The organism is Bacillus sp. JJ664, from assembly GCF_036962205.1.
Taxonomy (GTDB): Bacteria; Bacillota; Bacilli; order Bacillales; family Bacillaceae_G; genus Gottfriedia.
Genome location: NZ_JBALMS010000035.1, coordinates 61437 through 70878, shown reverse-complemented (window position 1 = coordinate 70878; position 9442 = coordinate 61437). Strand labels below are relative to the sequence as shown.

Genomic DNA, 9442 nt, shown 5'->3' with positions numbered 1-9442 from the left:
ATCCATGTAAGTGTAAATATAAATGTGAGCGATGTCATTGTCATCCGTGTGAATGTAAATGTAATAGATGTGATTGTATTCCATGTGAATGTCATTGTTGTTGTCCACCAGGAGTTACGGGAGCAACAGGACCACAAGGTAAAAGAGGTAAAAGAGGTAAAGAAGGTAAAGAAGGCGAACAAGGAGAAAGAGGTAGAAGAGGCCCAGCAGGAGCAACTGGTGCACAGGGATTAGTAGGTCCAGCAGGTCCAACTGGTGCACAAGGACTAGTAGGTCCAGCAGGTCCAACTGGTGCACAGGGATTAGTAGGTCCAACGGGTTCTACAGGAATTGGAATTACTGGTCCAACGGGCCCATCGGGAGGACCAGTAGGACCAACGGGCCCAACAGGTCCACAAGGTCCGGCAGGTTCAACAGGATCAGCAGGACCAGCAGGAATACCAGGTCCAACAGGCCCGGCAGGCCCACAAGGAACACCAGGTCCCCAAGGAGCAACAGGCCCAGCGGGTGCACCTGGAGCAGTCGGTGCGACAGGTCCTGGTGGCGCAACTGGAGCAACAGGAGGTGGCTTGTCAGAATTCGCATACATCTTCAATCTAACTCCTCAAACGGTTGCAGTAGAGGCAGATGTCATTTTTGATTCAAATGGAATAATGACAAGTGGAATTACGCATACGCCTAGTACCTCTCCAATTTCAATTATAACTCCGGGGATTTACGAAGTTACTTTCTCTGTGTCGGGTACAGAACCAAACCAATTTGCACTATTTGTAAATGGCTTGCCGGTTGCAGGTACGATCTATGGTTCCGGTGCTGGTACTCAGCAAAACAACGGGCAAGCTATAATTGCTTTTGCAGCTGCCGATGTTCTTACTCTTAGAAATCATTCTTCTGCTGCAGCTATTGGGCTTGCAACTGTAATTGGAGGAACCCAAGCGAACGTAAATGCCTCTATTGTCATTAAAAAATTAGATTAGTTTCAAAGGGATAAGTTTCTCAAATAGCACTAAATCTTTAACAAATAATACGAAATAAAAAATCTCCTGCAGAAGGAGATTTTTTACATTCAAGTTTCAAAAAGATTTTTAATTCAGCAATTAAAAAATTGAAACAAGATCATAAATTTCTTATCCAACTAACTGGCGCGTTAGTTGAACAAGAATGGACTAATTTTTTGAAGTCTTTTTTTTGTTAACTGTAAAAGTTAGTGAATGATTTTTCGGAAGAATATGAAAAAAGCTCTTCATATTAACAAGAATAAAATAAATATTCCGGGGGATTATGAAAAAAAAGATAAAAAAATGGCTAATAAATAATAACGCATTCCGGGAGATAATGAAAAATCACAAGAAGTGTGATTTTTCAAAATCTCACGGAATGGAATTAAAAGCAAAAAGGAACGTATTTCATAATTGAAATATGTTCCTTTTTTTTATGCTTTATTCAACAAAATGGTAATTTTTTTGAATAAGAATAAACATTGGAAGAAAACTATAATGTCGGTCACAATAATTTAGAATGCGTATCGAACGGCTTTGGGCGATAAGGAAAGGAAGATTTAGCGATGGATATGGACATTCCAAAAGATGATGATATTGAAATGGAAGAAAAGATGGAGCTAAGTGGAAGTATTGATAAAATAACAGAGCATAAAGTTTGGGGCGCACAGGGTTTCATTGATATTCCGGATCAAGGCAAGTCGTACAGGAAAAGATATTTAGGAAATCGATATCAATAAGTCGCCAAATCGTTGACTGCGAAAGATATGTGAAGATTTTTAAAGTCAGACAAATTAAAATATAACCTTGTAAGATAAGGAAATTTTTTGTATGGGTAAAATTAGATTTTAACCTAGTTTTGGCGTGATTTAAATTTTGATATAGAAAGAACGCCTGCATATTAGTTGAACAAATTTAGGAGTCGATGATGATCGACTCCTATTTAGTTTGGCAGAATAGTTGAAGAAGGAAAAAGGGGATATATTGGACAAGCTTATTGATGAAAATATTTTGGTATTTGATTCAATTTATGGACTTAAGAAAAATTTAAGATTTTCCATACTCTTTTTTTAATTTGTTTTTCCTATCATATATATGTAAATAACAGCTTGTTGAGAGCGTCCGAAGAAAATTGAGAGAATATTGAAATCAACTAGACGAATATGGCTATCGGGAGTTTGTAGACTACTAGAAGTAATCCTCATTGTTTCATGGTGGCGTGACAAGAATCGGAGGAAATATATTGGGAAATAAAAAATTGACATTCGTATTATTCATAATCTATTTAGTAGCACTTAATTGGTTGGTCCTATTTAAGTTACATTTTTCGTTTGATCAAATAGACAGAGTGCGAGTAATTAATATGATTCCACTTAATAATTCTGTCTTTTCAGAGGTGTATAACAATATAAGGATTTTTGTGCCATTAGGTATCTATATTTGTATTTTTAAAAGTAATTGGTCTTTTCTGAAAAAACTTCTTTCAATTTTTGGTTTAACTTTAGCATTTGAGACGATACAATTTGTTTTAGCAATTGGAAGAAGTGATATTACTGATATACTGGCCAATACACTTGGAGGCTCAATCGGTATTGGAATTTATGCGCTTTTATTTAAGATTCTAAGGCACAGAACAAATAAATTTATTAATTTATTTGCAGGGGTGTTAACTTTTTGTGCAATATTTTTTATTATCTTTATTTTTAATAGACTCGTGATACTTAATTTATAGAAATTAGTAAGCGAGACACTGGTCAATAAACTAACGTATTTTTGGTATAAAGGAGTAAAAAATAAGCCCCGACCATATTAATGGAAGGGGTTTGTTTGATTTCTTAAAGACTTAAGCTAGTAAAAAGCATAAGTGCGAAAATAATATATGGAAAGAAGATTAAAAACCATACAAAAGGCTTTTTCCACGTATCGAGTTTTTCATAGATTGCAATAGTAATTAGTAAGATAACCCCAAACGGAATTAATAGGAAGCTATACATACTAGTGTAAGGGAACTTCTCTAAAATAAATGATAAAAACAACAGTGCAGTACAGCTAGAAAGCTTAAAGACAGTACTTTTATTGATGATTAGTTTAGTAACAATAGATGTAATCAGTAAGATTGCTATAAAAAATCCTATTAAATACATTGTAAAATAAAAGGATCCTGATAATTCACTACCAGCCTCAGTACCATCAGCATCAGTTGACATCCCAAATAAAAAAAACAACATTGGAAAGATAAAAGGACTTGTTACGAGTATTGTAAAACCAATTGATGCAGATACTTTCTTAAATAATTCTATCAAAATGAACACTCCTAATCTAATTCTCTAGTTTCATCTTACGAGATGGAACTAGAAAAATATATAGGAAAAATAAACTCTAATTAGTAATTTAAATTTGGAATCTGAAAAATGACTTAAGAAAGTTTCTTTTATGTAGGGAATGTACTTACTTATCTAGAAATAAATAGATTGGACTAAAATGAGAGGGGGACAAAACAATGAACGACACAAACAATATATTATTAGTTGGGGAACAAAATGGAGTTAAGGGAGACTTTAATACATTAAAGTCAATGATGACATACGTAAGATATACAACTTTGGAAGCTATAAAAGATATTACTGTAGAGGAGTTAGATTATCTGCATTCTCTAACAGGTAATAGCATTGGAATGTTACTTACCCATATGGCTGGAGTTGAATATTGGTATCAACTTAATACATTCGAAAATAGAGATTTAAACGAAGAAGAAGAAGTGATATGGTTACCTGGTTTAGATTTAGACGAACAGGCAAGAGAGAAAATTAAAGGTAAAGATGCAGATTATTATATTAATCTTATAGAAACAATTCGAGAAGATACATATGAGAAGTTTAATACACGATCAGATGAGTGGTTATATGAGAGGTCAAAATTTGGTAGAAATTTAGCGACAAATTACTTTAAATGGTTTCATGTATTTGAAGACGAAATCAATCATCGAGGTCAAATAAGAATGATTCGTAAATTATATAAAAATAGTTTGAAATAGTGATGCATTCTCTTGAAAGAAAAAAGTCATCCAACTTTGGATGACTTTTACTCGTTTTACACGTTAAAACGTTTTACAGTGTCTTGTAATTCAACTGCCATTTTACTTAGTATATCTGCAGATGCTGACATTTCTTCCATTGATGCATTTTGTTGCTCTGCTGCTGAAGCAACTCCGCCTGCCTGTCCAGATGCTTCGGTAGAAATTTCTGAAGTTGTTCGAACGATTGAAATGATACTATGAGAGTTAGCATTAATTTGTTCAAATATCGCAGAAACCTCTTTAGTTTGAGCAGAAACCTCTTCGATCATTTTAACGATATGGTTGAAATTCTCTCCAGATTCTGAAACTAATTCGATGCCATTTTGAATTTCTTTTGAGCCTTCATCCATCGAGAATATAATTCTTTGAACTTCCTTCTGGATGAAATCAATTAGTCCGGAAATTTGATTTGCAGCTGCTCTTGATTGGGTTGCCAGCTTTTTCACTTCCTCTGCTACCACAGCAAACCCTTTTCCTTGCTCACCAGCTCTAGCTGCTTCAATAGCTGCATTTAATGCTAATAAGTTTGTTTGTTCCGAAATATCAGTGATAATCGTAACGATTTTACCAATTTCATCTGATTTTTCCCCAAGTGAGTTTACAATATCCGATGTATTATTAACCGTCTCATGAATCATATTCATTTGCTGAACTGTTTTTTCGATTACTTTATTACCATATAATGCTTTTTCTGTTGTTGAAAGTGAATTTTCAGCAACTGTATGAATAGATGAAGCTGCTTGTTCCATACCATTAGAGATTTCCTTTACGACTGTAAATGCCTCTAAACTACTTTTTTCTTGTTTATTAGCACCTTCAGCAATACTAATAATGGAGGATGTTATTTGCTTTGAGGATCGGCTTGTTTCTTCAGCACTTGCTGATAATTCTTCAGAAGTCGATGCTACTAATTGAGAATTATAAATAACATTTTCAATTAGATCTTTTAAATTCGTAGTCATCGAATTAAAACTATCTGTTAATTCGCCTATTTCATCTTTATTTTTAATAAAAAGGGGCTCTAATACTAAATTCCCTTCAGCTACTTCTTTTACTTGAGCGGATAACTTAATTAATGGTGTACGAATATTCTTTATTAAAACATATGCAATGAGGATTGTTAAAAAAATACCTAAACCAATACTAATAAATGTTAATAAAGTAACACTTTTAAATTCCTTTTCACCATTTTTTGAGATTAACTCAGCCTCTTTATTATGTAATTTACTTAAAGCATCAAGATCTTTATGCATTTTGTCAAAAAGTGCAGCAGAGCTAAAAGTTGCCAGTACAGCATTTTTTGTATCCATTTGATTACTTAAAACGATTACTTCAGCATTCTTCTTAACGTAATCTCTCCATTCAGTATACAGATTTTCGTAAATTTGTTTCTCTTTTTTAGTCGTTAATAGTTTACTATACTTCTCAAAAGCATAATTTATTTGAAGATATTCTCCTGCTAATTCATTTTCATATTTTTGCTTGTAAGTTGAATCATCATTAAGCATATGTTTTTGTGTCGTCGAAAGAACATGCTCAGCAATATAATTAATTTCTCCGATTGTTTCAACTTTTGGTAATACTACTTTACTTACTTCATTTGTATTGTTATTTAGTCTATTTGTACTAGTAATAGAAAATGCACTAAGCATTAATATGATTACTAATACTAGAATAAATGACATAGTAAACTTCCGACCAATTGTCCATTTCATAGAAATCCTCCTAGGTAAACTGATACATTACTACTATATATTTCCAAGATTTTTATCGGTTATTTTTCAGAATATTAAAGTAATATTAAACTTCTATTATAGAAAAATTATTTTTTAATAATTAAATTCATTACATTTTACCTACAAGACCTCAATCGCTTATTTAAAACTGAATTATTTATAGTTCCTATCGCCGCGTTTAGCAAAGGATTCACATGTGAATAAACAGAATATTTTTAGGAGAATAACTAATATCGAGTTTTAGGAGTTGAAACATTGGAGGGAATTAAATGTCATTATTAATTTCGACAATCGTTGGTATCATAGGGTTTGGTTCGTTGGTATGGTACTATGCAGCTTTAGGAAAAAGAATTCATCAAGAAGAAAAAGAGGCTGGAAGAGATTTAAGCTATGAAATTAATCCAATTACAGGATCAGCAAAAGATATTTCAAATCAAGATAAAAAATGATTACACGTAAATAAACCTAAATACCATATAATAACGATTTAACTTCCATTCATTTATGCCTAACTAATTCTTATGCGACATGATCGACTTTAAAGTCGATTTTTTTAGTTGCGTTAATTGACAGCTTTTAAAAAAGAATAACTTCGTGAGCCAAGTCTACTATGTAATTTAGTCATCAATTAAGGAGGAGTGTTATTTAAAAGGATGTAAATGTCGAAATTAATATATTCAATTTGATAATTAATATTATTAAAGTTAATATTAAATAATTTAAAATTTAAGTGTTTACTTTTTTAATTTATCATCATATAATCTAATCAAATGGAAGAAAGGATTTGATTATGGCTTATCCAGTAATTACAAATTGCCCTGTATGCAGCAAGACACTAAAAATTACAAAACTAAATTGCACTCACTGCCACACAACAATTGAAAATGAATTTGAGCTTTCACCTTTTTCCTCTCTGTCGAAGGAACAACTTCATTTTGTTGAAGTATTTCTGTTATGTAGGGGGAACATCAAAGAGGTAGAAAAAGAGCTTGGGATTTCTTATCCAACTGTTAGAGGTAAACTTACTGACATTATTACATCACTTGGCTATGAGACTAAGAAGAAAAATGAAGTAGACGAGAAAAAGGTTGTTGCAATGCTAGAAAATGGAGAAATTTCTACAGAAGAAGCAATTAGGTTGTTAAAAGAGGATTAGGGAGGAATTTATGATGAAAGAAGAAATTGCAAAAGTATTAACAATGGTAAAAGAAGGTAAAATTGATGCAGATAAAGCATCTGAACTAATTGACGTGTTAAAGGAAAAAGAAGCAGGAAGCAATCATACTCATAAATCAGCTAATTATGCGGAAAAAATATTGAAAATTCGTGTTCTATCTGCTGAAAATGATAACGTTAAAATCAATGTGCCAATTAAACTTGTTAAGGCCCTATTAGTTGCCGGAAATAGCATCTTAGCAAGTATTCCAGAATCTGAAAAATATGTAAAGGATATTGACATGAATCTTATTATTGAAGCAATTGAAAATGAATTAGATGGTCAACTTGTTGATATTCAGACTGGAAATGGCGATATAGTTTCAGTCATCATTGAGTAGGGCTTACTTATGTTACAACTAAAAGTGAAAACAAAAGAAGTTCGGTTTACAATCCCAGTTCCATTTGCCATTTTACATTTTGGTATTTCTATTCTTTCTTCTAAAATTCTTCATAATCAAATGAATAAATGGTTAAATCATCAAGATGAATACACGGATGATAAAAAATTCACTATGACCGTTCCAAAAATAGACAAAAAACTACTCAAATTAGTGGTTAAAGAATTACAAAGACATAAAGGACTTGTGCTAGTGGATGTCAAAGCTAAAGATGGTACTGAAGTTTTAGTAAAGGTTTAATTTAACTGCAGCCATAAGTTAGATAAAAATAAATCTAAGCTACTTTCGAGGATTGAACCCTTTATTGCACAGGGCTTGATCCTTTTTAATTTTGTCTTATTTTGATGACAATAGTGCATGTACTTTTCTAGCTCAAAAGTGAAGATCAAAATGTTATAAAATCATAAATTTTAAGTTTATGTTCGGTACGGTTCTTTAAAAGAGGATTTAAATATAAAATATGAAAATGAATAAACCATCAGTGGGAGTAGGGCTTCATTCCCAATGATGGTTATTTTCGTCTTTTAAAGAGAATCAGTTTTTATGATTGATTCATTTTGTGTTTGATTTTTTTGCTAAATTCTGTAGCTCACTTTTAGGCTCAGTTGAAAATTCAACGTCTTTTCCATATCCTTGTGGGTTTACACTTGGAGCTTTTTGTCCTCTTCCACTTGATTTTTTACTCATAGCGTCTTCACCTCCACAGATAGTATTTCCTATCATAACGGATTTATGAAATTCAATATTAATTGTTAGTGTTTTGTTATCGGTGTGCTATTGAGTGAAAAACCGTGTAGGTATACCATAATAAGAGTGAAACATTTTTACATAAAGTCTACATAGGACAAGGGTTTTAACCTTTTGGAACTGAAAAATAGGCCCTAATTAGTCAATTTCTAGTCACTCGAATGAACATCAAAAAAGGGAGTAATATTTCAATCTGGACTCATGTAATGAAAGCAGAAATGATTAAATTCTAAAATGATAAGGGGGTATTTTAATTGATTTTTTTATTAATAATTGTTGGAACTTTACTAGTTTATCTTCTTTCAAACTTACCAGAATATGTAAGTGCAATGATTCTTTTAGGAGGCGTATTAAGTACTCTAATTGGAATATATATTGAATTAATAATGATAGAGAAAAAGTTAAAAGCGACACTTTCTTAAGGTCAGTCTAGAACATAAAATAAGAAAAGAGTGTAGATGTGAAAACATATCTACACTCTTTTCTTATTTTATACAATATATCCACTTAATTATATAAAAAGCAGATTACATGTGTTCTAGATCTAACATATACCCAAATCGTGGGACAGAAATTATACATTGTCCGTATTTACCTAACTTCTTCCGTAATCTATACACAAGAGTATTAATTTCTTCACGACCTACATCTGGCTGATCCGATTCATTTGTAAGACGTTCTGGCCATACATCTACTTTAATTTCGTTATAACTAACTGCACTATTGGCTTTTTCATATAGTAATAGAAATAATTCTGTGTCTTTACTTGTAAGGTGAATTTTAACACCATCAATTAATACTTCCCTTCTAACAACATTCACAGTTAGGCCATTTAATTCGTTTAAGTGCTTATCTATCAATAATGGCATATCAAGCGTGTCTCCGAAGTTCTTTTCAGAAGGGTTATGAAAGGTGAGTACTGCGGCACCACTTGCAAGACTAATAATGTCCCCATCACGAAGGAAAACGGGTTTGTTTTTTTCTATGAATGTATGGTTTACCTGAGTTCCATGCTTACTCATAAGATCAACTATGGTGTAGTTTTCCTTATCAAACTGAATTAAGGCATGTTTTCTAGAGATATATTGGTTTGTAAAAGGAATATCGGGGATGACATTACCCCAAGTGCGTCCTATCAAAGTTTCCTTATAGGAAATAGGTATTCTATCCTTTTTTGTTGCTGTTTCTCCTTGTTTTATAGAAAGGTAAACATCTTGAATCATCATGTGGTTACTCCTTTGATCATTAATCTAGTAATGAACCAAGAAG

At 32.4% G+C, this 9442-nt stretch carries 12 protein-coding genes and 2 pseudogenes; 9 read left to right on the top strand and 5 right to left on the bottom strand.

The annotated features are described in order from the left end of the window. The 3 genes and pseudogenes from V7056_RS05785 to V7056_RS05775 form a co-directional block, all read left to right on the top strand. Window positions 1-977: pseudogene (locus V7056_RS05785) on the top strand (hypothetical protein); the annotation flags it as partial. Between the two features lie 587 nt (window positions 978-1564). Next, complete coding sequence (locus tag V7056_RS05780) at window positions 1565-1738, top strand: hypothetical protein (protein ID WP_499700125.1); 174 nt, start codon at window positions 1565-1567, stop codon at window positions 1736-1738. A gap of 503 nt (window positions 1739-2241) precedes the next feature. Continuing rightward, window positions 2242-2730, top strand: coding sequence for a VanZ family protein (locus V7056_RS05775; protein WP_499700123.1), 489 nt, complete (start codon window positions 2242-2244; stop codon window positions 2728-2730). A gap of 103 nt (window positions 2731-2833) precedes the next feature. Here V7056_RS05775 and V7056_RS05770 read toward each other — a convergent pair whose 3' ends face one another. Beyond that, window positions 2834-3301, bottom strand: a complete 468-nt coding sequence (locus V7056_RS05770) for a hypothetical protein (RefSeq protein WP_499700121.1) — start codon at window positions 3299-3301, stop codon at window positions 2834-2836. A 197-nt stretch (window positions 3302-3498) separates the two neighbouring features. Between V7056_RS05770 and V7056_RS05765 the strand changes: the two genes are divergently transcribed. Continuing rightward, entirely contained in the window at window positions 3499-4032 is a 534-nt protein-coding gene (locus V7056_RS05765; protein ID WP_499700119.1) for a DinB family protein, read from the top strand. A gap of 56 nt (window positions 4033-4088) precedes the next feature. Here V7056_RS05765 and V7056_RS05760 read toward each other — a convergent pair whose 3' ends face one another. Together V7056_RS05760 and V7056_RS05755 are read right to left on the bottom strand one after the other, a co-directional pair. Beyond that, complete coding sequence (locus V7056_RS05760) at window positions 4089-5036, bottom strand: methyl-accepting chemotaxis protein (protein WP_499700245.1); 948 nt, start codon at window positions 5034-5036, stop codon at window positions 4089-4091. Next, window positions 5028-5789 (bottom strand): annotated as a pseudogene (locus V7056_RS05755) (MCP four helix bundle domain-containing protein); the annotation flags it as partial. The gene V7056_RS05760 and the pseudogene V7056_RS05755, both read right to left, overlap by 9 nt. Before the next feature lie 290 nt (window positions 5790-6079). Between V7056_RS05755 and V7056_RS05750 the strand changes: the two are divergent. The 4 genes from V7056_RS05750 (at window position 6080) to V7056_RS05735 (ending at window position 7666) form a co-directional block, all read left to right on the top strand. After that, window positions 6080-6259, top strand: coding sequence for a hypothetical protein (locus tag V7056_RS05750; RefSeq protein WP_499700117.1), 180 nt, complete (start codon window positions 6080-6082; stop codon window positions 6257-6259). A 341-nt stretch (window positions 6260-6600) separates the two neighbouring features. Beyond that, window positions 6601-6966: a DUF2089 domain-containing protein gene (locus V7056_RS05745; protein WP_499700243.1), complete on the top strand. Its 366-nt coding sequence runs from the start codon at window positions 6601-6603 to the stop codon at window positions 6964-6966. A gap of 13 nt (window positions 6967-6979) precedes the next feature. Further along, window positions 6980-7366 (top strand): SHOCT-like domain-containing protein, encoded by a 387-nt coding sequence (locus tag V7056_RS05740; protein WP_499700115.1) that lies wholly within the window; start codon window positions 6980-6982, stop codon window positions 7364-7366. 9 nt (window positions 7367-7375) lie between these two features. Then, window positions 7376-7666: a hypothetical protein gene (locus V7056_RS05735; protein WP_499700113.1), complete on the top strand. Its 291-nt coding sequence runs from the start codon at window positions 7376-7378 to the stop codon at window positions 7664-7666. A gap of 312 nt (window positions 7667-7978) precedes the next feature. Here V7056_RS05735 and sspL read toward each other — a convergent pair whose 3' ends face one another. Next, window positions 7979-8113, bottom strand: coding sequence for a small, acid-soluble spore protein L (gene sspL, locus V7056_RS05730; protein WP_088071561.1), 135 nt, complete (start codon window positions 8111-8113; stop codon window positions 7979-7981). A gap of 314 nt (window positions 8114-8427) precedes the next feature. Between sspL and V7056_RS05725 the strand changes: the two genes are divergently transcribed. Next, complete coding sequence (locus V7056_RS05725) at window positions 8428-8595, top strand: hypothetical protein (protein ID WP_499700111.1); 168 nt, start codon at window positions 8428-8430, stop codon at window positions 8593-8595. Window positions 8596-8700: 105 nt separating this feature from the next. Here the strand turns inward: V7056_RS05725 and V7056_RS05720 are convergent, their stop codons facing one another. Next, window positions 8701-9399, bottom strand: a complete 699-nt coding sequence (locus tag V7056_RS05720) for an FHA domain-containing protein (protein ID WP_499700109.1) — start codon at window positions 9397-9399, stop codon at window positions 8701-8703. Window positions 9400-9442 lie beyond the last annotated feature (43 nt).

What these genes read in the sequence shown, in the direction of transcription:
- V7056_RS05760 (WP_499700245.1), bottom strand. Translation starts at nt 5,036, where the DNA reads ATGACTACGAATTTAAAAGATCTAATTGAAAATGTTATTTATAATTCT.
- V7056_RS05750 (WP_499700117.1), top strand. Translation starts at nt 6,080, where the DNA reads ATGTCATTATTAATTTCGACAATCGTTGGTATCATAGGGTTTGGTTCG.
- V7056_RS05765 (WP_499700119.1), top strand. Translation starts at nt 3,499, where the DNA reads ATGAACGACACAAACAATATATTATTAGTTGGGGAACAAAATGGAGTT.
- sspL (WP_088071561.1), bottom strand. Translation starts at nt 8,113, where the DNA reads ATGAGTAAAAAATCAAGTGGAAGAGGACAAAAAGCTCCAAGTGTAAAC.
- V7056_RS05745 (WP_499700243.1), top strand. Translation starts at nt 6,601, where the DNA reads ATGGCTTATCCAGTAATTACAAATTGCCCTGTATGCAGCAAGACACTA.
- V7056_RS05780 (WP_499700125.1), top strand. Translation starts at nt 1,565, where the DNA reads ATGGATATGGACATTCCAAAAGATGATGATATTGAAATGGAAGAAAAG.
- V7056_RS05735 (WP_499700113.1), top strand. Translation starts at nt 7,376, where the DNA reads ATGTTACAACTAAAAGTGAAAACAAAAGAAGTTCGGTTTACAATCCCA.
- V7056_RS05720 (WP_499700109.1), bottom strand. Translation starts at nt 9,399, where the DNA reads ATGATGATTCAAGATGTTTACCTTTCTATAAAACAAGGAGAAACAGCA.
- V7056_RS05740 (WP_499700115.1), top strand. Translation starts at nt 6,980, where the DNA reads ATGAAAGAAGAAATTGCAAAAGTATTAACAATGGTAAAAGAAGGTAAA.